Genomic DNA, 23,154 nt, shown 5'->3' with positions numbered 1-23,154 from the left:
TCGCCGGAATTCACCTGGATGGCGCCATGCTCAGGAGACAGACATGCGGCCCTCGAAACTCAAAAAGTATCTTTCGAAGCTCTACATACAGGTCTTGATCGGGATCCTGGCGGGCATTCTCGTCGGCCACTTCTATCCGGATATCGGAGCCGATCTCAAACCGCTTGGCGACCTCTTCATCAAGCTGATCCGCATGGCGCTCGCGCCGATCATCTTCGCTTCGGTGGTCGTGGGCATTGCCCGCATGAACGATCTGCACGAGGCGGGCCGCGTAGGCGTGAAGGCGCTGCTCTACTTCGAAGTGGCATCGACCATCGCGCTTCTCCTGGGCCTCGTCGTCGTGAACGTGATCAAGCCGGGCAGCGGCATGAACATCGATCCGGCGCACCTCGATAGCTCGGCGATCGCCAGCTACGCGCACGCGGCCCACGATCACACGGCGCTCGGGTTCCTCATGAGCATCGTGCCGAATAGCATCGTCGGCGCGTTTGCGAACGGCGAGATTCTGCCGATCATCTTTTTCTCGGTGCTGTTCGCCATTGCGCTGGCGAAGCTCGGCCCGCGTACCGCGCCGCTCGTCGATATGCTCGACATGTTCTTGCAAGGCATGTTCGGCGTCGTGCGTATCGTCATGTATGTCGCGCCCGTGGGCGCGTTTGGCGGCATGGCGTTCACCATCGCGAAGTACGGGCTCGGCACGCTGGCGTCGTTTGGCGAGCTGATGCTTTGTCTGTACGTGACGTCGATTGTCTTCGTCGTGGTGGTGCTCGGGCTCGTCATGCGCGTTTGCGGCTTTTCGCTGTGGAAGTATCTCCGCTATATCCGCGACGAAATCCTGATCACGTTCGGTACGGCGTCGACCGAAGCCGTGCTGCCGCAGATGCTCGTCAAGATGGAGAACCTCGGCTGTTCGCGGCCGGTTGTCGGCATGGTGTTGCCAACTGGGTATACGTTCAACGCGGACGGCACGGCGATTTATCTCACGATGGCGGCCCTCTTCGTCGCGCAGGCGATGAACATTCATCTCTCGTTGCTCGATCAGCTTGTCGTGCTGAGCGTTTTGCTGCTGACTTCGAAGGGGTCTGCCGGGGTGGCCGGAGCGGGGTTTGTTGCGCTCGCTGCTACGCTTGCTTCGATGCATAAGATTCCGGTTTCCGGGCTCGTGCTGTTGTTGGGCGTGGATCGCTTTTTGAATGAAGCTCGTGCTGTGACTAATTTGATCGGTAATGGCGTGGCTACGATTGTGGTCGCACGGTGGGAAGGTGCGATGGATGTTGCGCGGGCTCGGGCGGTTTTGAATGGGGAGGTCGAGGTTGAGTTTGGGGAGGCGGCGGGTGCCGGTGACATGTCTTTGCCCAGCGGCGAGCCGGTTTCTGGCTCAAGGGGGCTGGTGGAAAACCATCTGTGAATTGAATGTTTTGGGGTTGCCTTGTGTTCGCTTCGGTCTGCCTGAGTTGCCACGATAGCGATCTGCCGATACCCGCTTACGCCCGAATCGTTGGCTCGAAGTAGCCGTTGACCGACAGCACGTCAGCAGCGCGGCAAACAGCCAGCTACACTACGGGCGCAGAGGCAATTGCAACGCCTGCGAGACAACTGCGCAAACCCCAGGAGGAGCACGCAAATGACGCTTTCGAAGAGAAAATTTGGGCGGACCGGCTGGAATGTGTCCGAAATCGGCTTTGGTGCATGGGCAATCGGCGGCTCGTGGGGCAGCGTCGGCGAAGACGACGCCAAAGCCGCGCTGAACGCCGCGCTCGATCACGGCGTCACGTTCATCGACACCGCCGACGTCTACGGCGACGGCCGCTCGGAGCGCATCATCCGGGACGTGCTGCGCGAACGCGGCGGCGAACGTCCCATCGTGGCGACGAAGCTCGGACGCCGGCTCGACCCGCATGTGACCAGCGGCTATCTGAACAAACGCGAACTCGAAGGCTTCATCGACCGGAGTCTCGCGAACCTGGGCGTGGACACGCTCGACCTCGTGCAACTGCACTGCCCGCCGACGGAGGTCTATTACCGCCCCGAGGTGTTCGACGCGATGGACAGCTTTGTCGCCGCCGGCAAAATCCGCTTTTACGGCGTTTCGGTCGAAAAGGTGGAGGAAGCGCTGAAGGCGATCGAATATCCCAACGTGGTTTCGGTGCAGATCATCTACAACATGTTCCGTCAACGTCCTGCCGAGCTGTTTTTCCGCGAGGCGCTCAGGAAAAACGTTGCGGTCATTGCGCGAGTGCCGCTCGCCAGCGGCATGCTCACCGGCAAATTGTCCGCCGATTCCGCTTTCGCGGCAGACGACCACCGTGCGTTCAATCGCCATGGCGAGGCATTCGACGTGGGCGAAACGTTCTCGGGCGTGCCGTACGACGTCGCCTTGAAGGCGGTCGATGAACTGCGCGGCCTGGTAACCGGGGACGCCTCGATGGCACAGCTCGCCCTGCGCTGGATACTCATGGAGGACGCCGTCTCCGTCATCATTCCGGGCAGCAAGAACGCGGCCCAGGCGGCGGCGAACGTCTCGGCGGCGAACCTCGCGCCGCTCTCCGGCGCGGCGATGCAACGCGTGCGGGACGTTTACGAACGCCTGATCGCGCCTCACGTCCACCAGCGCTGGTAAAAGCCCTTGCGGTCGAGGCCGCTGGAATTTCTGCGCCCGCTTACTCCATTTTGCTGCGCCCCGATTGTTCGGCTGATCCTGCCAGTCAATTCGCGCCGGGCCGCTTTATCGCGGCGGCGCGGACCTTTAGATTCGTGGTGATCGCCGGCTGATGGCTTCATACGAGTCTAGACGCCGGTTCCATTCGATGCTGCGACTTACGGTAAGGAGAACATGATGGGCAAACTTGCAGGCAAGGTGGCGGTCGTCACGGGCGCGTCGAAAGGCATTGGCGCCGCGATTGCCAAGGCCCTCGCGGCCGAAGGCGCTTCGGTGGTCGTGAACTACGCGAGCAGCAAGGCGGGCGCCGATGCGATCGTGAGCGCGATTGCCGCGGCTGGCGGCAAGGCGGTCGCCGTTGGCGGCGACGTGTCGAAAGCGGCCGACGCGCAAGGCATCATCGGCACGGCCGTCGAAACTTACGGTCGTCTCGACATCCTCGTCAACAACTCCGGCGTCTACGAGTTCGCGCCGATCGAAGAGCTCACGGAGGCGCAATACCGCAAGCAGTTCGACACGAACGTGCTCGGCGTGCTGCTCACCACGCAGGCGGCCGTGAAGCATCTTGGCGAGGGTGCGAGCGTCATCAACGTGAGTTCGGTCGCGACGACGGTTACGCCGCCGACAACGGCTGTCTATAGCGGCACGAAGGGCGCCGTGGATGCGATCACGGGTGTGCTCGCACGCGAACTGGGACCGCGCAAGATCCGCGTGAATGCGATCAATCCTGGCATGATCGAGACAGAGGGCACCCACGCGGCCGGCGTCATCGGCTCGGATTTCGAAAGCCATACGGTCAGCCAGACGCCGCTCGGACGCCTGGGCCAGCCGGACGATATCGCCTCGGCCGTCGTATTCCTCGCATCGGACGACGCCAAATGGTTGACGGGCGAGCATATCGTCGCCAGCGGGGGCCTGCGCTAAGGCGGGTGGGTGAAACCGGCTGGCGCGAAAAAACGCGTGCGTGCTACTCTCCCGAAGACCGGTCATGTCGCCCTGGCGGCGGCACGACCGGCAACGCTTCGGAACGAGGGGTTTGGCCCAGCCGCTTCATGCGAGTCTCCGACCTTGTAGACAGCCGCACGATCCTGCGCAGCCGGCGACGCTGGCTGTATTTCGGCGTGTTCTGGCTCGGCGCCATCGCGACCGGGCTCGTCGCGGTCGTGTATGCGCGGCTCGTCGACTTCGGTTACTCGCTCTTTGTGCAGATGACAGGCCACAACCGGTGGCTGCCACTCGTCATCACGCCGGCGATCGGCGCATTCTGCGTCTGGGCCACGCGCCGCTGGTTTCCGGGTTCCGAGGGCAGCGGCATCCCGCAGGTCATCGCAACGCTGCACGACGTGCGCAAATTCGGCCCGCGCCTGCTCACGCTGCGCATCCTGATCGGCAAGATCGCCCTGTCGTTCCTCGCCATTGTCGGCGGATTCACGATCGGCCGCGAAGGGCCGACCATCCACGTGGGCGCCGCGCTGATGTACAGCCTCCGGCGCTTCTATCCGGCGCGGCTGCGCAGCATGTATGGGGTTGGCCTCGAATACAAGCTCGCGCTCGCGGGCTCCGCCGCAGGCCTTTCTGCCGCGTTCAATGCGCCGCTCGCGGGCGTGGTCTTCGCCATCGAGGAACTCACGCGCAGCTTCGAGGCGCGAACGAGTGGCGTGATCATCGCGGCGATCATCTTTTCGGGCATCGTCTCACTCGCGCTCCAAGGCAACTATGTCTACTTCGGCACCATCGCCATCGGCAGTCATCTGCCCGATCTGCTCGCGGTCGCCGTCATTCTGGTCGGCGTGATTACCGGCCTCGCGGGCGGCGTGTTCTGCTGGCTGCTGCTCAACACCGAGCGATGGATGCCCGCCCGTTTATTGGTTCTCCGAAAGGAACAGCCCGTGGCGTTCGGTGCCGTGTGCGGATTGTTCATCGCCGTAATCGGCGTGGCGAGCGGCGGCAATCTGTTCGGCAGCGGCTATGCGGAAGCGCGCGGCATGCTCGAGGGTCATTCGCAGCTCGGCGTCGCGTATCCCGTGCTGAAAATGGCCTCGATGGTGGGCTCGTATCTGCCGGGCACGCCGGGCGGCCTCTTTGCGCCGTCGCTGGCGATCGGCGCCGGCATCGGCAATGCCCTGCACATGGTGTTCGGGCAGATGCAGTTGCCGATGCTGATCGCGCTCGGCATGGTCGGTTATCTGGCCGCCGTCACGCAGAGCCCGATTACGGCATTCGTCATCGTCATCGAAATGATCGACGGGCATGCGCTCGTGATCTCGTTGATGGCGACGGCGCTCGTGTCGAGCCAGGTTTCCAGGCTATTCGCTCCGCCGCTGTACGAAGCCCTGGCGCAACGCTTCCTGAAGCAGTGAAGCGCGCTCACGTCAGTTGACCGGCACGCGCCGCTACCAGCGCAGCAGCCGCGGCCCCAGCCACGCGCCAATGCCGGCGGGCAGCAACATGCCGATCACGTACCAGACGCTCCAGAACGCCGGGCTCATCTCCGGGCAATGCAGGCAATACGCAATGGTCGCGAGCGCACTCGCAAAGAGCCCGGCTGCCGCGCCCGCCGCGCGCAGGCGGGTGGGCGCGAGACCGCGCACGGCCCAGAACACGGCCGCAAACGTGGGCACCGAAAGCAGCACGATATTGAACGGGCACGTGCGCCATGTGAGGCCCATCACGAGCGGCATGCGCTGCGCGGATGCCGCGTCGGCCAGCGCGAGCCATGCGCCCGCCAGCACGGCGACGAACGGCAGCGCCACCAGCGCCCACGCATAGCCGCCGCGCCGGCCCGGCCGCCCGAGGCGGCTGACCGCGAGCGCCGCAGCGGCCGCGACGCACAACGGGAACGCGACCTTCGCCCAGAAGATCGGCGTGTGCATGACACTCATGAGATCGTGCCGCACGCCGAACACCACGCTCATCAGCACGACCGAGCCCGCAAAACCGAGCGCCAGCGCCCGCGCGAAGCGGCGCAGCACCGCCTTGCGGTCCACGCGCGCATCGCCGGCGGCGAGCAGGTTGATCAGATCGTCGGTTTTCATCGCGCTCCCCTGATGCGCGCGGCAAGCGCCTTCAACCCGCGATGAATGCCCACTTTGACCGCCGATTCGGAGAGTCCCGTGAGCTTCGCCGTTTCCACGACCGAAAGCCCTTCGAGCTTCACGTGGACGATCGGCAGGCGCTGCTTGTCGGGCAACTGCTCGAGCAGCTTGCCGATATCGCGGCGCGCCTGCGCGGGTTCGTCGTCGGGCGCGGCGAAGAGATCGGTGTGATCTTCGAGCGGGTCGTTGAGCACGTCGCGGCGTGCGCGCGAGCGGAAAAAGTCCATCAGCTTGTAGCGGGCGATCGCGTGCACCCAGGCCGTGAGTGGTTCGTCGGGGCGCCATGTGTGACGCGCGTTGTGAACCGCCAGCAGGATCTCCTGCACGAGGTCCTCGACGTCGTCGCGCAACTGCGGGATGCGGCGGCGCAGGTAGCCGCGCAAATGGCGCGTGAGTTCCTCGAGGAAGTCGCGATACGCTTGCGCGTCGCCTTCCAGGCCGCTGACGAAAAGCGCTTTGAGACGGGTTTCCGCGGAGTGCAAAGGTCGTCCTGGATGGTCGCGACGAATGGTTATCGGGCTTGCGGGCATGGTGCTCGCCGGGTCTTGCAATGGCGAGCTTTCAAACTGATTACGAACGCCGCCGCTTTCGCGTCCGTTCGCGTGAGCGTAGCCGAACGCTTCGCGCCCCGCAACGGCATGCGCTGCCCCGGCGCGCGCGCCGGGCGTCGCCCCTTCCGTCATCGCCGCCCATGTGCTGGTCAAACCCACCTTCGGCCTCTTTCGCGTAACGCGAGCGTGCGCCCGTTGCGGGTAGTTCGTTCGCCATGCCCGTTGGGTTACAGCCTCGGCGACTTATTTTTAGCCGCCCCGGGCGCGCGAATTTATTCTCGACGCGATGTAACCGGCACGCGCGCCACAGCGAATTCACTGTCAACTCTGCGCTAACCAGGAATCGCCATGCACACGTCGATCGGTGAATCGCCCGCACTTGCCGCCAGCGTGCGCCGCCCGCGCGCCATCCAGCCGCTCTGGCTGCGCGTCACGCATTGGCTCAACGCGCTCGCGGCGCTGGTCATGATGTTCTCCGGCTGGCGCATTTACGATGCATCTCCCGTGTTCGCGGGCTTCGTCATTCCCACCTCGGTCACCCTCGGCGGCTGGCTCGGTGGCGCACTGCAATGGCATTTCGCGGCAATGTGGCTGCTGTTTTTCAACGGCCTCTTCTATCTCGCCATGAATCTCGCCACCGGCCGCTGGCGCACGAAGTTCTTCCCGCTGAGCCCGCGCGCCGTGCTGCACGACCTGCGCGCCGCGCTCACGGGCCGGCTCTCGCACGCCGACCTGAGCCAGTACAACGCCGTGCAGAAACTCGCCTATCTCGTTGCGATCGCCGACCTCGTCGTCCTCGTGCTGTCGGGCCTTGCGATCTGGAAGTCGGTGCAGTTTCCGCTGCTGCGCGAGTTGATGGGCGGATACGACCGCGCGCGCGTCGTGCACTTTTGCGCGATGTCCGTGCTTGCGGCGTTCGTGCTCGTTCACGTGACGATGGTCGCGCTCGTGCCGCGCTCGCTGCTCACCATGCTGCGCGGACGCTGAACAGGCCGACCGATGCCATTCGAGTCACTATCCTTCGATATCGATAAGGATTCCAGATGAACACGCAAGACCGCAAGATCATCGCAATCGACCGCGCGGCGATTCTTGCCGATGCACGGCGCGAACTCGACATGCCGTCACGGCGCCTGTTCGGCAAGCGCATGCTCACGCTCGGCGGTCTTTCGCTGCTGACCGGCTGCACGATCACCGACGACGCCTCGGTCAACACGTTCCTCAGCGCCGTTTCCCGGCTCAACGATCGCGTGCAGGCATGGCTGTTCGACCCAACCCGGCTCGCGCCCACCTACACCGAAGCCCAGATCACGCGGCCCTTCCCCTTCAACGCGTTCTATAGCGAGAGCGAGGCGCCCGTGGTCGATGGCGGCGACTATCGGCTCAGGCTCAGCGGGCTCGTCAAGGGCCAGCGCGTCTGGACGCTGCCCGAGTTGTACGCGCTGCCGCACGCCGAGCAGATCACGCGGCATATCTGTGTCGAAGGCTGGAGCGCGATAGGCCGCTGGGGCGGCACGCCATTCGCGCATTTCCTGCGCCGGGTCGATGCGGATCTCACCGCAAAATACGTGGGCTTTCGCTGCGCCGACAACTACTACGAAAGCATCGACATGGCGACGGCGCTGCATCCCCAGACCTTGCTCGCTTTCGACTACGACGGCGAGCGCCTGCCGGCGAAATACGGCTATCCGATGAAGCTGCGCATGCCGACGAAGCTCGGCTACAAGAACCCGAAGCACATCGTCGAGATTTTCGTCACGAATACGTATCCAGGCGGCTACTGGGTCGACCAGGGCTACAACTGGTTCGGCGGTTCGTGACGTCTTCCTGCCGCCGCCTGATACGCCACTTCATGCGACGGCTCCATTTCACTTCCGCCCGCAAAAGGGGCAACGGTTTTTTCCACCCAGCAAGGAGCAATGCAAATGAACACGATCCGATTCGCAGCCATCGCCATCTCGGCCGCCCTGTTGAGCATGAGCGCGGGGGCATTCGCGCAGGCTAGCGGCGCGATGTCGAACGACGCCATGTCGAAGGACTCGATGCAGAAGGACACCATGGATAAAGGCGCCATGTCGCACGATACAATGAGCAAAGGCGGCGCGATGAGCCATGATCAGATGAAAAAGCCGATGAAGCACGACGCCATGGGCATGGATCACCCGGCATCGGGCGCCATGGCGCATTGAACCGTCGTAACGCGCTCCCGGCGTAGCTTGCGCCAGGAGCGCAGCGCCCCGGCACAATGCGCAAGCGATGCACGATTTCCGCGGGGCCGCACACCCTGCACCGGGAGTATGTGATGGGAAGCGAATGGCAACGCCGCCTGAAATTATTCGTTCAGCGCTTCTGGCAGCCAACCAGCGCATGCATGACCTGCATGCCGGGGAGCTGGGGCAACATCATGAGCCTGCCCCATTGGACCATCGCATTCAAAACAGGACTGTTCACCGGCGCGCTGGCGGTGCTTCTCACCTTCACGCCAGCAACGAAGTGGTACGCGAATCGCTATGGCAACGCGCTGCTGGTGGGCTGCCTGACCATCATCGGCGATGCCTACGCACACACGAGTCACTATCGCATTCATGTTCTCGAACACATTGCGACGGGGGTCGTCGCTGGCCTGATCGCGCTCGCAGCGTCGTATCTGTTTGACGAGCGCGCGCGCCGCATACGAACGCTATGGACGCGCCTGACCGGGTGATTCACGAGGCGAAGCGGGCTTCCGCATAGGCCATAGGTCCGATTGACTGCGCACCCACGCATGGCACTCTTCGACAAAGCCGTCCTTTGGCTCATCGAAGGGGAACCCAATGCGCGCTTGCCGATACGTGGTCCTTTGCGCTTTGCCATTCACGATCGTCGGCTGCAACACGCCGCCGATCCCACCGGGCAAGCCGGTTGATATTCCGACCGCTCTCGAGCAGGTTCTCACGGGCCTGTGCAATTTCAGGAAGGAACAGGCCGAGCGCAAGCAGGATATGGGCGTCGCAATCGACACGGTCACCGTGGAACTCGACTTGACCGTCGACGGCGCAAGGAATCCCCCTGTCGCGGTCGCACCGGATATCCAGTTCATTCCCACGGTGAGCTATGGGCAGATCATCACGGCGAACCGGGGCAGCCGGCTTACGCTCACCCTGAAAGGCACTGGCACGCACGGCGGCTGTGACGTCATGACATCGGCAAAGTAGCGGCTGTTCGTTTTCGCTATAGGACCATGGGCCCATAGCCAGATCGTGCGGTTGTGACATGATGGGAGGGCGCGTCACACTCGGCCCTGGCACCATGCGCATTGTTCATACGTTGCTGATCATCCTGGCTTTCGGGATGACTATTGCCGGCCGGCCGACAGGCTGCCTCGCGGTCCAGGGAACGCCGGCGCCAGCCGCGGCATCACAGGCCGCGGCGGCTGCGCCAGCCAGTGCGCCATCGCCCCCCGCGGCCCCCACGCCCACCACCACGCGCCGGCTCAACCTCGCCATCCAGCCGAAGTTCGGCGATTTCGATGCCATGCTCGACCGCAGGCTGATCCGCGTGCTGGTGCCATACAGCAGGACGCTCTATTTCAACGAGCTCGGTCATGAGCGAGGGCTGACCGCCGGGCTCATGCGCGACTTCGAGCGTTACCTGAACAAGACGTACCAGAGCAGCCTCGGCAAGCGTCCCTTGACGCTCGTGATCATCCCGACGACGCGCGACCAGCTCCTTCCCGCTCTGCTGGCCGGGAAAGGGGACATCGCCGCCGGCAATCTCACCGCCACGGAAACGCGGCTCAAGCAGGTCGACTTCGTCGCGCCGCGCGACCGCAAGCCGGTCCGGGAGCTGGTCGTCACCGGTCCGAAGTCGCCCGCGCTCACCAAACTCGACGACCTGAGCGGCAAGACCGTGCACGTGCGCGCGAGCAGCAGCTACTTCGAGAGTCTGACCGCCCTGAACGCGCGCTTCAAAAAAGACGGCAAGCCGCCGATGAAGCTGGTATTGCTGCCCGATGCGCTGGAGGACGAGGACGCCATGGAGATGCTCAATGTCGGGCTGGTCCAGATTCTCGTCGTCGACGACTGGAAGGCAAAATTCTGGGCGCAGGTGCTGCCGGGCATCGTAGTGCACGACGACATGGCCGTGCGTGACGCCGGCTATATCGGCTGGGCGATCCGCAAGCAGAGTCCGAAACTCCAGCAGGCCATCACCGATTTCTACGTTGGCTACGTGAAAAAGCAGAGCGTGGCGGAAGTGCGTTTGCAGCAGGAACTGCAGCGCGTCAAGCAGATCACCAGCAATACCGAGGACGCCGAACTGAAGCGCTTCACGCAAACGGTCGGTCTCTTCGAAAAGTACGGCGCGCAATATCACTTCGATCCATTGATGCTCGCCGCGCAGGGGTTCCAGGAATCGCAGCTCGATCAGAGCGCCCGCAGCCACGTTGGCGCGATCGGCATCATGCAGCTCATGCCGGCGACCGGCAGGGAGCTGGCCGTCGGTGACATCCGCGTGACGGAATCGAACATCCACGCCGGCGCGAAATACCTGGACCTCCTGATGTCCCGCTACTTCCCGGATGCGCACTTTTCCGACTCGGACCGCGCCCTGTTTGCGTTTGCGAGCTACAACGCGGGTCCGGCCAGGATCGCGAAGATGCGCAAGGAGGCGGCCGCCCGAGGGCTCTCGCCCGACAAGTGGTTCAACAACGTCGAGATCGTGGCCGGCGAGAAGATCGGGATCGAGACGACCACCTACGTGCGCAATATCTACAAGTACTACGCCGCCTACCGGCTCGTACAACAGGCGCAGGCGGCACGCGAACGCGCCATCGGGCAGGTGCGCAAGCAGGGCTGAGGCAGACTTACGTGTCAGGCGTCCAGCACCGCGAGATGAATCTCGCGATCTCGTCCAGCGCATACCGCGCACTCGACAGCTCGTGGGTCGATCGCTGGAAGACGTGGTGCAGTCCTTCGTAGATTTCCAGCTGGACCTCGTTGCCCTGCTCCGCCGCGGCCGCCGCGTAACGGCGCGCGTCGTCGAACAGCAGCTCGTCCGTGCCCACCTGGAGCGCGATGGGCGGCAGGCGCCCGGGAATGGCATGCAGCGGCGACGCGCGTCCATCCGCGGGATCGGAAGCGCCCAGGTACGTCGCGGCGGCATTGGCGAGCACAGGCCGCGTCAGGACGGCATCCCTCGTCGCATCGCTGTGAAACGACGGCCCCGTCAACCCCAGATCGACCCACGGCGAGAAAGCGGCCACGCTCGCGACGTTCAACGTGCGCCGCTCCTCGACACCCAGAGCCGCCAGTGCAAGGCCCCCGCCTGCGGAGTCGCCAACCAGGGCGACTTCGCGTATGCCGCCGTGCGCCAGCCATCGCAGCGCGGCGAGCACGGCATCGTGCGCCGCGGGAAACGGATGCTCGGGCGCAAGCGGATAGTCGAGCACGAACGTGTCCACGCCGGCGCGCACCGCGATCTGGCTCGCGAACCCGCGATACCCCCTGGCAGACCCGAGCACAAAGGCCCCGCCGTGCAGGAACAGGATCGCGCGATGGGCAGGCGCGGCGCGCGGCCGAATCCACCACCCTCGCACGTCCGCGTTCGCGATGCGCTCCATGCCGACGCCCTCCGCCACCGGCGTCTGCGCGGTCATGGCGTCGTACGCCTCGCGCATCGTGCCATGGAATTCGTTGAAATGCCGTTGCGTGCGCTCGATCGAGGCCCTCGCCGCCTCGCGGTCGTCATCGCTGAGGCTGTGCCGCACTTCGATCAGGTTTGCGCGTTGTCCGATGCTCATCATGGCTCCGTCGTTGCGTGAATGCGTTGTCGATGGGCATGACGATATCGATTCCATCTACACCATGGAAGAAGGCCAAATGGAATAGAATCCATTCCACTCAGGAAGTTTTGGAGAAGAAGCAATGGACCGGCTCGACGCGCTCAAGCTTTTCATTCGCATCGTCGAAAGCGGGAGTTTCGCCGCGGCGGCGCGCGACATCGGCGTGGGTCAGCCTGCAGTCAGCAAGCAGCTTGCGTCGCTCGAGCGCTATCTTGGCGCTCAGCTGGTGCGGCGCACCTCGCGCAGCATGACGCTTACCGAGACCGGTCAAACGGTCTACGAAGCGGGCTTGCGCATCATTGGCGACTTCACCGATCTCGAGTCCTCCGTCGGGCATGGCCAGCTGTCTCCGGGCGGGCTGATCCGCGTCACCGTGCCGCCAGTCTTTGGGCGGCTGTATGTCGTGCCGCACCTGCCGGCGTTTTTCTCCCGCTATCCGCAGGTGTCCGTGGACCTTTCCGCAACGGAGCGAATCGTCAATCTCGTCGAGGAAGGTTTCGATCTTTCGATCAAGAGCGGACCGCTCGCCGACTCCTCGATGATTTCGAGGCATCTGGCCTCGAGTCCGGTCGTTGTCGTCGCAACGCCGCAATACCTCGAAAAGCACGGGCGCCCCGAACGGCCACACGAAATCGAACGGCATGCCTGTGTCGTTTTCGCGCCCCTGCACGAGCCGCGGCCATGGCGTTTCGGGAACGTCGAAGGATCGGGTCTGCAGGTTCCGTCCGGCAATTTCCGCACTGGCGACGCGGAGCAGATTCGCGCGGCCGTCCTGGCCCATATGGGCCTGGTTCAGGCGCCCGCCTGGCTCTTCGCCGCGGAGATGGCGAGCGGCGAGGTCGTCAGCGTGCTGGAGGATTTTGCGCCGCCGCCATTGCCGATCCATGGGGTGCATCCATCGGGCAGGCGGCTGCCGAACAAGACTCGCGTGTTTCTCGACTTCGTTGCCGAAATGCTCGCGGCCGATCCGCGCCCGGCTTTCGTGGCGGTCTGATGACTTTGCGTGGTCTTCGCGCGCCTGTGCGGAACGGTGCTTGCTGGGATGAGAGGGTCACTCATCAAGGAGAGCCAAAATGCCCGAGAAGAAAACGATCGAGCGTGCGCGCGCTGACAAGCGCGCGGGGAAATCCGCAAGTACCCAGGCCGGCGAATTCGTGAAGGAGGAATTCGATCGCGTACGCGAAGGCAAGCATGGCGTGCGTTCTGCGAAGCAGGCCGTCGCAATCGGCCTTTCGAAGGCACGGCGCGCCGGTGTGGACCTGAAACCGCCGGCGCCCGGCAAGACCAGCGAAGCGACACGCAAGAAGGCCGCCAAGGATAGCGCGGCGGGCCACGGCGAGAAAACGGCCCGCGCGAGCACGGAATCGAAGGCCAAACGCTCGCGCACGACGACGCAAGTGCTCAAGGGCGAAAGCCGGGCGGGCGCGTCGCCACAGGCCGTGTCGAAGCAGGCGAAGAGCGCGGCGGCGCGCCGCCCCGTGGCAAGCCGCTCGGCGGCGGCGAAGAAGGCTGCGCAGACCAAGGGCGCAGCGGGCCGCTCCGCCGCGGCAAAAAAGGCAGCGAAGACACGCGCCGCACGTGCGCAACACACCCGCCACTAGCGGGGCGCGGGGTTATGAGACTATGTTCCTCATCGCCCCGCACGCGCATGCTGCACAACCGCCGATGTCCTCACCCGCTCTGCTGCTCGAACAGATCCTTCGCGACGTCCCACGCCGTTATCGCTTGCCGCTAGAGGCCGCGGCTTCGGCGCTGCCGCCTGGAGACGCCAATCCGGCGACGGCGCTGGCACGCGTCATCGAACAGGCGCGAGAAGCCATCGCGCATGGCCGAGCGCCGGACGCGACGCTGAAGCCGCGTTTCACCGACGCGCTCGCGGCCATGATCACCGAGGCCATGCACGCCGATTCCGGAGACCGCGCATTTCAGGCCATGGTGCTGCGGCACCGCGCCCCGCAGGTGCGCGAATTTGCGTCGCTTTCGGCACAGGCCGATCAGGACCGCCGGCAGATCCATGCGGCCGTCAATGCGATTGCGCATCCAGCCAAACAGCAGCGCGCCCTGCAAGCCTGGCAGCGCGAAGCCCTTGCGCGGCTGCATGCGTCCGCGTCTCTGGCGCACCACGAGGCCCATTACGCGGGACTTCACGAAACGGTGCTAAACGTCCTCGCCTTGCCGGAGCTTGCGAAGGGCTCGGACTTCGAGCCCGCGCTGGCGGATCTGCGGGACAGTCCGGCGCTTGCGCGCTTGTGCCGGATCGAAGCCCTGGCGCCCGATCCACTTGTGCAGCAGTACGTATCATTGCTCGATGCATATGGTCCGCGGCCGGGTACGCCGGCAGCCGTGGCGCAAGGCCGGGCGTCGCAGCGGCGCGGCGCGGCTGTCGAAGCGCTGGCCGTACAAGCCCTCGAAACTCTGGCTCAAAGGCTCAACGCCGCGCAGGAGAACCCGCACGCGTACCGTGTCGTGAGTTCAATGCGCGTTCCGGCCTCGATACCGGGCACGCACGAGCGCGCCAAAACGGAATGGGACGTGGTCCTGCTGGAGCGGCTGCACGCGAAGACCTTCGATATCGTGCCCGTCTGGAACGTGCGCCTGCTCGTTGAAGCGAAGGCATCCGTCGAGTCCGCGACGACCGACCTCCCGCGGCTCATGCGCGGTTTGCGCCTGCTCGCGCACGCCGAAGAAAACATCGTGTATACGTTCGAAACCCAGCAGGGGCCGGTACGACTGCACGGCGCCTCGCTACGCGCACAAGGCATCGACGAGTCCGGTTTGCTGAACGCCGTACTCTATTGCTGCGATGCGCCCGTCAACGGCGCTTCGCGAATGCTCAACGCCGCGAGCCGCATGCAGCTTTTGTCCGCACCGGCGAGCCTCGCATACGCCAGCGCCCAGTGGGACGGGCACCGTGCAGATCCGGAAATACTGGCTGCCGTCTGGCAGCACCTCACGCAATCGCCGCGTTGGCATGCCGTGCTCGATCAGTATTCGATGCTGCGTCTCGTGCGCGAATTGATGGTCCACCCCGAAGACCTGATGGCCACGATTCGCGATGCAACGGGGTGTTCACCGGGGTGTTCACAGTACACGGCGAACGAACGCCCTTAATGACGTGTGCGTGCGTTCGTTCGAGAGAGGCGCGCTGACGCCTCAATGCTCCGTGCTTGCGCGCGCCGCCGCGGGGCACGCCGGATCCTTGCCCCAATGCCCGTCGCAGACGCGCCAGCGGCAAAGCTGATCCTCGAAAAAGCCCTGTTCTCCGCACGCCTTGACTTGCTGCGCGAGCGTGAGCTTGCTTGCCGCCGGCTTCGACGCGTGCGCGGACGCGTCCTTGCCATCGCCCGGCTTCGTGCGGGCAACGAGCACGGCTAGCAGGTCGACATCGGAATCGTCCTTCTGGCCGCCTGGACGCCCATCGTGCCGCTTCTTCGCCAGGGCTTCCGTCCTGGCGTTGCCTGCATGCGCGGCGCTTTTCGCTTCGTGGCGGGATTCTGCGCCCCTGGCCGGATGCTTGTGATTCGCGTCTGCGGACATGCTCGCCAGCGGCGCGGCGCCGCCTGCCGGCGCGCTCGCTCCGGCATCGCGCGCGCCATTGGCCAACGCACGCGAAAGCCGGCCATCGTCGGGTACCGTTGCGGACGCAACGGCGTCGGGTGCGGGCTTCGCGTTGTCGGCGCTTTCGTCGTCGCTCACGATGGTGGCGGCGTGCGAAGCCGACGCCGTATCAGGCGCGCTCGCCGCGTTTGCAACGGCTGGCGCAGCGCCTGCGGGGGCAACTGTTGGGGTCACTGTCCCGGCAGCCGCCTGCGTCCCGGCGTTCGCCGGCGCGCTACGCTGGGCCACGTGCCAGGCGCCGAAACCGGCAGCGCTGATCAGAACCAGCGCGCCAATCAGCATCGGCGCGCGCGAGCGCCGGCCTGTGCCGGGCGGCGTAGCTGGCGGCACGACGCGGCCCTCGAGATTCGCGAGGATGCGCGAGCCGCCCGGCTGTGCGCCCGGCACGCTGGCAGGCGTGTCGGCGAGGAGGCTGGGGGCAGCCTTGGGGGTAGAGTTGTCCGGCGCACTCATTCACTGTCTCGTTGGAATCGTGCTCATTGTGCTCATTGAATTGAGCCTGTTTCACCGCAATAATACGGGGCGGCCCGACTTCGGGCAGCGCTGATTCTAAAATCAAGCATTACAAAAAACAATTGCCACTCCGCGGGTTCGCTTTTGGTCGCCATTGCTCTCGTCGCCTATTTTGCCATTGCCGTACCACTGGCCGCACTATTGCTGCTGCCCGCCGTACGTGCAGCGCTTTTCAGCACAATATTCGAATTGCATAATTTGATTATGCGCCGCGCTTCAGCGAGTGCCACTCACGCCCGGAGTCAGTTCTTTAAGTCGGCAAAATTTTCTCATTCGAGAATGGCCGATATGAAAAATATACTCATCAGGCGGCGCTTGCTGATTTTCATTACCGCAGGTATTCTTGCGACGCCGCCGCTCATTGCCATTACATTGCGCGGTCACCTGTTATTTCAATACGATGACACGCCCCGGGTGCCGGACGAAAAAATCGCTGCCTTGCTGAATGGCGAGCAGCTGGTTCCACCGCCGCCGCTGCCTCCCGAGGTATTCGCCACGAAGGAGGTCGAGCAGGTGCGGCCCGCGCTGCACGACGCAAGCCGCGACTGGAATCTGCTGGACGCCGATTTCCGCACGCGGCTATTGCTCGTCTACAAAATCATGCGCGAGCAATACGGTTATGAAATGGCACTACTGGAGGGTTACCGCAGCCCCGAGCGGCAAAACCGGCTGGCGCAATTAGGCGGTAATGTGACAAATGCGGCAGCTTTCCAAAGCTATCACCAATATGGACTCGCGGCCGATAACGCATTTCTGCGTGACGGCAAGCTTGTCATTTCAGAAAAAGATCCCTGGGCGATGCGGGGTTATCAGTTATACGGCCAGGTGGCCGAGCAGGTTGGCCTGACCTGGGGCGGACGCTGGAAATTGATGGATCTGGGCCACGTCGAATATCACAAACCCGGCTTCGTTCTGGGTCGCGCGCCGGTAATTGTTAAATGAGGCGCAGCGGAAAAAAAATGGGGAGTTTATGGGGCGTTCATTCATTCTGCCGTGCGGCAAAACCTCTTGCTGCGTGACGACACCGCACACCACGACAAACAGCACCCAAGGCACCAGGACCTGAACGGCTTATGCAACGCTTCTTCAACGTGTTGACAAACACGCGCACGCTCTCTGTCGTCGGCGTGATAGCGCTCGCGGCCGCATTGTTCATCGCGGCCGATGCACTGCAAATCAGTCCCGTCTGGCCCGCTGCCGTTCTCGGCGCGCTGTTCGTGCTCTGGCTCGTGTTCTGGCTCTGGCGCCGCGCGCGCGTGCGGCGCGCGAACCGCAAGCTCGGCGACATGCTGGAGCAGCAGGCGCAGACCGACAACGCCGCGGCGCCGGCAGCCGCGCCCGCCAGGCAGGCGGAGCTGGACACGCTGCGCACGCGGCTCGTCGACGCCGTCAAGACCATCAAGACCTCGAAGATCGGCCAGCTTTCGGGCGGCTCAGCGCTGTATGAGTTGCCGTGGTACATCGTCATCGGCAATCCGGCGGCCGGCAAGAGCAGCGCCGTGCTGAACTCGGGCCTGCAGTTCCCTTTCGCCGACAAGCACGACGCCGTGGTGCACGGCATTGGCGGCACGCGCAACTGCGACTGGTTCTTCACGACCGAAGGCATCCTGCTCGACACGGCGGGCCGCTATTCCGTCCACGAGGAAGACCGCAGCGAATGGCTCGGCTTTCTCGGCCTCCTCAAGCGCCATCGTCCGAAGGCGCCGATCAACGGCATCATCGTCACAGCGAGCATCGCGGAACTCACGGGCAACCGCCCCGAGTTCGCCATCAACCTCGCGAAGAATCTGCGCCAGCGCGTGCAGGAACTGACCGAGAAGCTCGAAGTGTTCGCGCCCGTGTACGTGATGTTCACGAAGGCCGACCTGATTACCGGCTTCACCGAATTCTTCAGCAGCAACGACCGCCAGGAGTACGACCGCGTGTGGGGCGCCACCCTGCCCTACGAGCCGGACGAGAAGCGCGATATCGTCGCGCTGTTCGACGAGCGCTTCGAAGAGCTTTACGAAGGCCTCAAGGAAATCAGCATCGCGCAGATGTCACTCAGCCGCGGCAAGCAGCTTTCGCCCGGGCAACTGAGCTTCCCGCTCGAATTCTCGGCGATCAAGCCGGCGTTGCGCGCGTTCCTCGCCACGCTGTTCGAGAACAACCCGTTCCAGTACAAGCCGATCTTCCGCGGCTTCTATTTCACGAGCGCACTGCAGGAAGGCGAAACCAGCAGCGCCGCCGCGCAGCGCATTGCCAACCGCTTCGTGCTCTCCGCCGAGGGGCTGCCCAAGCCGCATAGCGCGTTCTCCAAAAACGGCTTCTTCCTGCGCGATCTGTTTTCGAAAGTGATCTTCGCGGACCGGCAAACGGTGAAGCAGTTCGCGAGCCCCGCCAAGACGCGTCTGCGCTATGCCACGTTCTTCGGCTTCGTCGCGGTGCTCGCGCTCGCGCTGGGCGGCTGGACGTGGTCGACCATCGGCAACCAGCAGCTCGTGGCGAACGTGCAGGCCGACCTCGACAACGTCGAGCGCCTTCAGCAGAACCGCAACGACCTGCAGTCGCGCCTGCAGGCCATGGACATTCTCGAAGACCGCATCGAGCAGCTCGAGCAGTTCCGCCGCGACCGCCCGCTCGCCGTTTCGCTCGGACTCTACCAGGGCGACCGGCTCGAACAGCATCTGCTCGAGGAGTATTACAGCGGCGTACGGCAGATCATGCTGACGCCCGTCTCGCAGAATCTCGCCTCGTTCCTCAAGGACGTGGACGCGCATCCCGAACTGCTCGCGCCGATGTCGCATACGCCCGATTCGGGTGCGATCCCCGTCTCCGCGCACACGGCGATGGCGGGCAGCAGCCAGGGCGGCCTCTATAGCGCGGCCTCGCCCACGAGCGTCGAAGACGCCTATAACGCGCTCAAGACCTACCTGATGCTCTCCGACAAGCGTCACGTCGAGGCCGCGCACCTGACCGACCAGATCGCGCGCTTCTGGCGCGGCTGGCTCGAAACGAATCGCGGCAACATGCCTCGCGACGAGATGATCAAGAGCGCCGAGCGCATGATCACGTTCTACCTCGCGCGCGTATCCGACGACGACTGGCCGATGATCGACGCGAACCTCGCGCTCGTCGACCAGACGCGCGAAAACCTGCGCCACGTGGTGCGCGGCATGCCGGCGCGTCAGCGCGTGTACGAGGAGATCAAGGCGCGCGCCTCCACGCGCTTCGCGCCCATGACGGTGGCGCGCATCGTCGGCGACACGAATACCTCGCTGATTGCGGGCAGTTATGCGATTTCCGGCACCTTCACGCGCGAGGCGTGGTTCCAGTACGTGCAGCCCGCGATCCGCGACGCCGCGACGAAGGAACTGCAAGCGAAGGACTGGGTGCTCAACACCTCCGCGCAAGACGACCTCACGCTCGAAGGCAGCCCCGAGCAGATCCAGAAGGCGCTGGTGTCGATGTACAAGACCGAGTACGCGCAGAACTGGCAGAAGTTCATGCAGGGCATTGCCGTGCAGGACTTCGGCACGTTCGGCCAGGCCGTCGATGCGATGAATCGCCTGGGCGACCCGCAGGATTCGCCGATCCGCAAGATCCTCGAAACCGCGTACGACCAGACCTCATGGGACAACCCGTCGCTCGCGAGCGTGAGCATCAAGCGCGCGGAAAGCGGCGTGACGGGCTGGGTCAAGCAGTGGTTCTCGCGCATGTCGGGCAACACTGCCACGGCCAATCTCGACCTCAACGGCAATCCGGTCGAGCCCTCGATGGGTCCGATCGGCCAGGCATTCGCGGGTCTGGGCCGCATGGTCGTGACGCACGACAACGCGTCGCTGCTCGGCGGCTACATGGATTCGCTCTCGAAGGTGCGCACGCGTCTGAACGTCATCAAGAATCAGGGCGACCCGGGACCGGGCGCACGTCAGCTCATGCAACAGACGCTGGACGGCAACGGCTCCGAACTTTCCGATTCGCTCAAGCTCGTCGACGAGCAGATGCTCACCGGCTTGACCGACGCGCAGAAGAAGGCCCTGCGTCCGCTCCTCGTGCGCCCGCTCATGCAGGCCTACGCCGTGGTGATCCAGCCCGCGAGCGTGGAAGTGAACAAGGTATGGAATGCACAGGTGTACCAACCGTTCCAGGCCTCGCTCGCGAACAAGTACCCGTTTGCGGGCAGCGCGAAGATCGAGGCCGGCGCAAGCGAAATCGCCCAGATGTTCGGGCCGGAGGGTGCGATCTCGAAGTTCGTCGGCACGACGCTCGGACCACTCGCCGTGCGCCGCGGCGACACGCTCTCCGCACGAACCTGGGGCGACATGGGCCTCACGCTCACGCCCGACTTCACGAACGGCTTCGCGCGCTGGGTGGCGCCGCTCGCGGGCGGCGCGGCGGGCGCGGGACAAGGATCGTCCGAACCGCAGACCGTGTTCCAGATCCTGCCGCAGCCTTCGAGCGGCACGACCGAGTACACGATTGCGATCGACGGCCAGCAAATGCGCTACCGCAACACGCCGCCGCAGTGGACGAACTTCGTCTGGCCCAATCCGCAGGGCGCGCCGGGCGCGACGCTCTCGGCCACCACGTTCGACGGTCGCACGATCCAGTTCGTCAACGAGCCGGGACGTTACGGCCTGGAGAAACTCATCAACTCGGCGCAGCGCACGCGCCATCCGGATGGCACGTTCGACCTTTCGTGGACGCAAGGCAGCGTGACCGTGTCGGTGAGCATGCGCATCGTCAGCACCTCGCAGCCCACGGCTGCGAGCAGTAACGCGCCGCAGCAGCAAGGCTTGAGCGGCGTGCAACTGCCCTCTTCGATTGCAAGCGTCGGGACGATGAACAGTGCGGCTGCCAACCCTGCGGCCGGCGTGAGTGCGTCGCCCGCCGCCGTGGCTGCCGTGACAACATCGGCGGCCGCCACTCAGACAGGAGGAACCGCGCAATGACGCAGTCCGTTCAGGCGCAGATCGCGTACTTCGGCAAGATTCCGTCGCGCGGCGACTTCGTCAAGAGTGCGCACAATCCGCAGCTGCTGCAGACACTGGACCGCTGGATCGCCCAAGCGATGGAACTGCTCGCCGACGACCCGCGCTGGAAGATCGTCTATGCCGAAGCGCAGCCTATGCACTTCGCGTTTCTCGGCTCGCAAAGCAAACTCGCGATCGCCGGGCACATGGTGGCGAGCCAGGACCAGTCATCGCGGCGCTTTCCGTTTCTCGCGGCCACCGCGCTCGAAGTCGAGCAGCCGCTCGCCTTTCTCGCGCGCAGCCCGCTCGCCTTCGCGCGGCTGTGGTCGCGCGCGGCCCAGCAAATGCAGCCGCTCCTTGGCACGAGCGAGCCGGCGGGCGCGCTGCACGCGCTCGGCGAAACCCAGGTGCCCGTAGATGTGGGCGGCGTGGGCAACCCGCACGACGGCACCTTCAATGACTTCGTCGAACACCAGACGCTCGAAGGCCTCGAGCGGATGCTGCTCGCGAGCGGCCACCCCGTGCGCCTGCGCGGCGCGATGCTCGCGCTCGGCTCGCTGCTGCGGCCCGTGATGACGAGCGGCTCCTCGCATCTGGAGCGCGGCCTCACGCTGCCGCTGCCGGTCGACCCGTTCTACCGCAGCCTCGTGGCCGCATTCTGGCTGGAGCTGATCGCGCCGTTCGTTTCGAAGGCGGACTTCGAACTCGCCATCTTCATCGGCACCATCGCGCAGCGCGAGCGGCTCATCGTCGGCTTCAACGGCGCCTCGGCCCGAACCCTGCACAGCGTGGTCGATCCGCAAACCTACGCCGCCCACAACATCGATATCGACGATCCCGAATGGATCGACGGTCACGCACAAAGCGACCATGGCATCAGCAAACTCGTCAGCTACCTCGATCAGCCGCAACTGTCGCTGCGTCTTGCGATCGACACGTTCCAGGAAGCGTTCGTTGGGGAGGCTGGGCATGCGCGGCGCGGATAAACGGGCGCGGATTCCTGTGCGTACTGCGGTGGTTGCGGCGCTCGCGGCTGGCGTGTTCGGGTTCGCTGGCGCGAACGCGTGGGCCGACGATGCGAGCCCTGCTCGCGTCACGCCCGGGAACAACAGCGGCGCGCAGGTCAGCACGACTGAGCTTCCTGCGGCGAACCCGACGGCCTCTACTGCTGCCACTGTGCCTCCCTCGACCGCCACGTCCACGCCAGCGCCCGTCGATACGGTGCCCGGTCAGGTCGTGGCAGGCGGCAAGGTACCCGACGAAGCCACGCACGCGGCCGTGCTCGCGCGCCTGCGCGAGACCTATGGCGCGGGGAACGTCGTGGATCAGATCGAAGTGGGCGACGTTGCGACGCCGCCCAACTGGTCGGACAACGTGCAGAAGCTGCTCAACGCGCAGCTCAAGCAGATCCACAAAGGACAGCTGAGGATCGACGGCACGCAAATCGACGTGCGCGGCGAGGTCGGCAACGAGGCCGCGCGCCAGCAGATCGCGAGCGACATGGCCACCGCGCTCAATCCGACCTATACGATTCGCAATGGGTTGCGTGTGAGTGCGTCCGAGCAGGGCCTGCTAGATCAGACGCTCGCGAATCGCACGATCGAGTTCGAAACGGGCAGCGCGACGCTCACGCCGCAAGGCCGCGCGATTCTCGATCAGATGGCCGCAGTGCTCGTGAAGATGAATACGCGTACTGTGGCGATCATTGGGCATACGGACAATGCGGGCAATCGCACGTCGAATATTGCGCTGAGCCAGGCGCGCGCCGATGCTGTCAAGGGTTATCTCGTCGGCAAGGGGATCTCGCCGCAGCAGATGACTGCGACGGGTGTGGGTCCTGATCAGCCGATTGCTTCGAATGATACGAGTGATGGGCGGGCAAGGAATCGGCGGATTGAGTTTCGGGCGGGGTTGTAGGGGGGCCGGGAGACGGGAAGGCGAA

Annotated in this window: 21 protein-coding genes; 17 read left to right on the top strand and 4 right to left on the bottom strand. The window is 64.5% G+C overall.

Going from position 1 to position 23,154, the window contains the following annotated elements; genetic code table 11:
• Positions 1-43 precede the first annotated feature (43 nt).
• From dctA to AB4Y40_RS28955, 4 genes are all read left to right on the top strand, one after another.
• Positions 44-1,408, top strand: coding sequence for a C4-dicarboxylate transporter DctA (gene dctA, locus AB4Y40_RS28970; RefSeq protein ID WP_368690772.1), 1,365 nt, complete (start codon positions 44-46; stop codon positions 1,406-1,408).
• A 216-nt stretch (positions 1,409-1,624) separates the two neighbouring features.
• Positions 1,625-2,620, top strand: coding sequence for an aldo/keto reductase (locus tag AB4Y40_RS28965; protein WP_368690771.1), 996 nt, complete (start codon positions 1,625-1,627; stop codon positions 2,618-2,620).
• Between the two features lie 216 nt (positions 2,621-2,836).
• On the top strand, positions 2,837-3,583 hold the full coding sequence (locus tag AB4Y40_RS28960; protein WP_368690820.1) for an SDR family NAD(P)-dependent oxidoreductase: 747 nt from the start codon (positions 2,837-2,839) through the stop codon (positions 3,581-3,583).
• A 128-nt stretch (positions 3,584-3,711) separates the two neighbouring features.
• Entirely contained in the window at positions 3,712-5,019 is a 1,308-nt protein-coding gene (locus tag AB4Y40_RS28955; RefSeq protein WP_368690770.1) for a chloride channel protein, read from the top strand.
• A 33-nt stretch (positions 5,020-5,052) separates the two neighbouring features.
• Here AB4Y40_RS28955 and AB4Y40_RS28950 read toward each other — a convergent pair whose 3' ends face one another.
• Positions 5,053-5,694, bottom strand: a complete 642-nt coding sequence (locus tag AB4Y40_RS28950) for a DUF1109 domain-containing protein (RefSeq protein WP_368690769.1) — start codon at positions 5,692-5,694, stop codon at positions 5,053-5,055.
• A complete protein-coding gene (locus tag AB4Y40_RS28945) occupies positions 5,691-6,236 on the bottom strand; it encodes a sigma-70 family RNA polymerase sigma factor (protein ID WP_324159364.1) in 546 nt (181 codons plus the stop codon). The genes AB4Y40_RS28950 and AB4Y40_RS28945 overlap by 4 nt, the downstream gene beginning before the upstream one ends.
• A gap of 417 nt (positions 6,237-6,653) precedes the next feature.
• Here AB4Y40_RS28945 and AB4Y40_RS28940 point away from each other — a divergent pair, with 417 nt between their 5' ends.
• The 6 genes from AB4Y40_RS28940 (at position 6,654) to AB4Y40_RS28915 (ending at position 11,141) form a co-directional block, all read left to right on the top strand.
• The gene (locus AB4Y40_RS28940) at positions 6,654-7,292 is read left to right on the top strand and encodes a cytochrome b/b6 domain-containing protein (protein ID WP_368690768.1); all 639 of its coding nucleotides are present in this window, start codon (positions 6,654-6,656) and stop codon (positions 7,290-7,292) included.
• A gap of 56 nt (positions 7,293-7,348) precedes the next feature.
• Positions 7,349-8,125, top strand: a complete 777-nt coding sequence (locus AB4Y40_RS28935) for a molybdopterin-dependent oxidoreductase (protein ID WP_368690767.1) — start codon at positions 7,349-7,351, stop codon at positions 8,123-8,125.
• A 105-nt stretch (positions 8,126-8,230) separates the two neighbouring features.
• Positions 8,231-8,494 carry a pentapeptide MXKDX repeat protein gene (locus AB4Y40_RS28930; RefSeq protein ID WP_368690766.1) on the top strand — a complete coding sequence of 88 codons (264 nt, stop codon included), beginning with the start codon at positions 8,231-8,233 and terminating at the stop codon, positions 8,492-8,494.
• Positions 8,495-8,607: 113 nt separating this feature from the next.
• Complete coding sequence (locus AB4Y40_RS28925) at positions 8,608-9,009, top strand: hypothetical protein (RefSeq protein ID WP_368690765.1); 402 nt, start codon at positions 8,608-8,610, stop codon at positions 9,007-9,009.
• 109 nt (positions 9,010-9,118) lie between these two features.
• Positions 9,119-9,499 (top strand): hypothetical protein, encoded by a 381-nt coding sequence (locus AB4Y40_RS28920; protein WP_368690764.1) that lies wholly within the window; start codon positions 9,119-9,121, stop codon positions 9,497-9,499.
• A 94-nt stretch (positions 9,500-9,593) separates the two neighbouring features.
• Entirely contained in the window at positions 9,594-11,141 is a 1,548-nt protein-coding gene (locus tag AB4Y40_RS28915; RefSeq protein WP_368690763.1) for a transporter substrate-binding domain-containing protein, read from the top strand.
• A 7-nt stretch (positions 11,142-11,148) separates the two neighbouring features.
• Here AB4Y40_RS28915 and AB4Y40_RS28910 read toward each other — a convergent pair whose 3' ends face one another.
• Positions 11,149-12,087 carry an alpha/beta hydrolase fold domain-containing protein gene (locus tag AB4Y40_RS28910; protein ID WP_368690762.1) on the bottom strand — a complete coding sequence of 313 codons (939 nt, stop codon included), beginning with the start codon at positions 12,085-12,087 and terminating at the stop codon, positions 11,149-11,151.
• A gap of 121 nt (positions 12,088-12,208) precedes the next feature.
• Between AB4Y40_RS28910 and AB4Y40_RS28905 the strand changes: the two genes are divergently transcribed.
• The 3 genes from AB4Y40_RS28905 to AB4Y40_RS28895 all read left to right on the top strand — a co-directional run bounded on the left by AB4Y40_RS28905 (position 12,209) and on the right by AB4Y40_RS28895 (position 15,237).
• On the top strand, positions 12,209-13,120 hold the full coding sequence (locus AB4Y40_RS28905) for a LysR family transcriptional regulator (RefSeq protein ID WP_368690761.1): 912 nt from the start codon (positions 12,209-12,211) through the stop codon (positions 13,118-13,120).
• A gap of 79 nt (positions 13,121-13,199) precedes the next feature.
• Positions 13,200-13,727, top strand: coding sequence for a DUF6496 domain-containing protein (locus tag AB4Y40_RS28900; protein ID WP_368690760.1), 528 nt, complete (start codon positions 13,200-13,202; stop codon positions 13,725-13,727).
• 64 nt (positions 13,728-13,791) lie between these two features.
• Positions 13,792-15,237 (top strand): 3-deoxy-D-arabino-heptulosonate 7-phosphate synthase, encoded by a 1,446-nt coding sequence (locus AB4Y40_RS28895; protein ID WP_368690759.1) that lies wholly within the window; start codon positions 13,792-13,794, stop codon positions 15,235-15,237.
• A gap of 42 nt (positions 15,238-15,279) precedes the next feature.
• Here the strand turns inward: AB4Y40_RS28895 and AB4Y40_RS28890 are convergent, their stop codons facing one another.
• A complete protein-coding gene (locus tag AB4Y40_RS28890; RefSeq protein ID WP_368690758.1) occupies positions 15,280-16,197 on the bottom strand; it encodes a hypothetical protein in 918 nt (305 codons plus the stop codon).
• Between the two features lie 144 nt (positions 16,198-16,341).
• Between AB4Y40_RS28890 and AB4Y40_RS28885 the strand changes: the two genes are divergently transcribed.
• From AB4Y40_RS28885 to AB4Y40_RS28870, 4 genes are all read left to right on the top strand, one after another.
• Positions 16,342-17,199, top strand: a complete 858-nt coding sequence (locus AB4Y40_RS28885; protein ID WP_368690757.1) for a M15 family metallopeptidase — start codon at positions 16,342-16,344, stop codon at positions 17,197-17,199.
• A gap of 131 nt (positions 17,200-17,330) precedes the next feature.
• Complete coding sequence (gene tssM, locus AB4Y40_RS28880; protein WP_368690756.1) at positions 17,331-21,191, top strand: type VI secretion system membrane subunit TssM; 3,861 nt, start codon at positions 17,331-17,333, stop codon at positions 21,189-21,191.
• Entirely contained in the window at positions 21,188-22,198 is a 1,011-nt protein-coding gene (gene tagF / locus AB4Y40_RS28875) for a type VI secretion system-associated protein TagF (RefSeq protein ID WP_342948813.1), read from the top strand. Before tssM ends, tagF begins: the two co-directional genes overlap by 4 nt.
• A complete protein-coding gene (locus tag AB4Y40_RS28870) occupies positions 22,182-23,129 on the top strand; it encodes an OmpA family protein (protein WP_368690755.1) in 948 nt (315 codons plus the stop codon). The genes tagF and AB4Y40_RS28870 overlap by 17 nt, the downstream gene beginning before the upstream one ends.
• The last annotated feature ends 25 nt before the right edge of the window (positions 23,130-23,154 follow it).

Origin of the sequence: Paraburkholderia sp. EG287B (genome assembly GCF_040965595.1) — a bacterium.
GTDB lineage: Bacteria > Pseudomonadota > Gammaproteobacteria > Burkholderiales > Burkholderiaceae > Paraburkholderia.
This window is presented reverse-complemented; position numbering and strand designations above follow the sequence as displayed.

Bases quoted from the DNA above. Each gene is read 5' to 3' on its own strand.
- tagF (WP_342948813.1), top strand. From the start codon at position 21,188: ATGACGCAGTCCGTTCAGGCGCAGATCGCGTACTTCGGCAAGATTCCG.
- AB4Y40_RS28940 (WP_368690768.1), top strand. From the start codon at position 6,654: ATGCACACGTCGATCGGTGAATCGCCCGCACTTGCCGCCAGCGTGCGC.
- AB4Y40_RS28950 (WP_368690769.1), bottom strand. From the start codon at position 5,694: ATGAAAACCGACGATCTGATCAACCTGCTCGCCGCCGGCGATGCGCGC.
- AB4Y40_RS28910 (WP_368690762.1), bottom strand. From the start codon at position 12,087: ATGATGAGCATCGGACAACGCGCAAACCTGATCGAAGTGCGGCACAGC.
- AB4Y40_RS28960 (WP_368690820.1), top strand. From the start codon at position 2,837: ATGGGCAAACTTGCAGGCAAGGTGGCGGTCGTCACGGGCGCGTCGAAA.
- AB4Y40_RS28905 (WP_368690761.1), top strand. From the start codon at position 12,209: ATGGACCGGCTCGACGCGCTCAAGCTTTTCATTCGCATCGTCGAAAGC.
- AB4Y40_RS28955 (WP_368690770.1), top strand. From the start codon at position 3,712: ATGCGAGTCTCCGACCTTGTAGACAGCCGCACGATCCTGCGCAGCCGG.
- AB4Y40_RS28935 (WP_368690767.1), top strand. From the start codon at position 7,349: ATGAACACGCAAGACCGCAAGATCATCGCAATCGACCGCGCGGCGATT.
- AB4Y40_RS28900 (WP_368690760.1), top strand. From the start codon at position 13,200: ATGCCCGAGAAGAAAACGATCGAGCGTGCGCGCGCTGACAAGCGCGCG.
- AB4Y40_RS28930 (WP_368690766.1), top strand. From the start codon at position 8,231: ATGAACACGATCCGATTCGCAGCCATCGCCATCTCGGCCGCCCTGTTG.
- AB4Y40_RS28920 (WP_368690764.1), top strand. From the start codon at position 9,119: ATGCGCGCTTGCCGATACGTGGTCCTTTGCGCTTTGCCATTCACGATC.
- AB4Y40_RS28915 (WP_368690763.1), top strand. From the start codon at position 9,594: ATGCGCATTGTTCATACGTTGCTGATCATCCTGGCTTTCGGGATGACT.
- tssM (WP_368690756.1), top strand. From the start codon at position 17,331: ATGCAACGCTTCTTCAACGTGTTGACAAACACGCGCACGCTCTCTGTC.
- AB4Y40_RS28925 (WP_368690765.1), top strand. From the start codon at position 8,608: ATGGGAAGCGAATGGCAACGCCGCCTGAAATTATTCGTTCAGCGCTTC.
- AB4Y40_RS28965 (WP_368690771.1), top strand. From the start codon at position 1,625: ATGACGCTTTCGAAGAGAAAATTTGGGCGGACCGGCTGGAATGTGTCC.
- AB4Y40_RS28890 (WP_368690758.1), bottom strand. From the start codon at position 16,197: ATGAGTGCGCCGGACAACTCTACCCCCAAGGCTGCCCCCAGCCTCCTC.
- dctA (WP_368690772.1), top strand. From the start codon at position 44: ATGCGGCCCTCGAAACTCAAAAAGTATCTTTCGAAGCTCTACATACAG.
- AB4Y40_RS28870 (WP_368690755.1), top strand. From the start codon at position 22,182: ATGCGCGGCGCGGATAAACGGGCGCGGATTCCTGTGCGTACTGCGGTG.
- AB4Y40_RS28895 (WP_368690759.1), top strand. From the start codon at position 13,792: ATGTCCTCACCCGCTCTGCTGCTCGAACAGATCCTTCGCGACGTCCCA.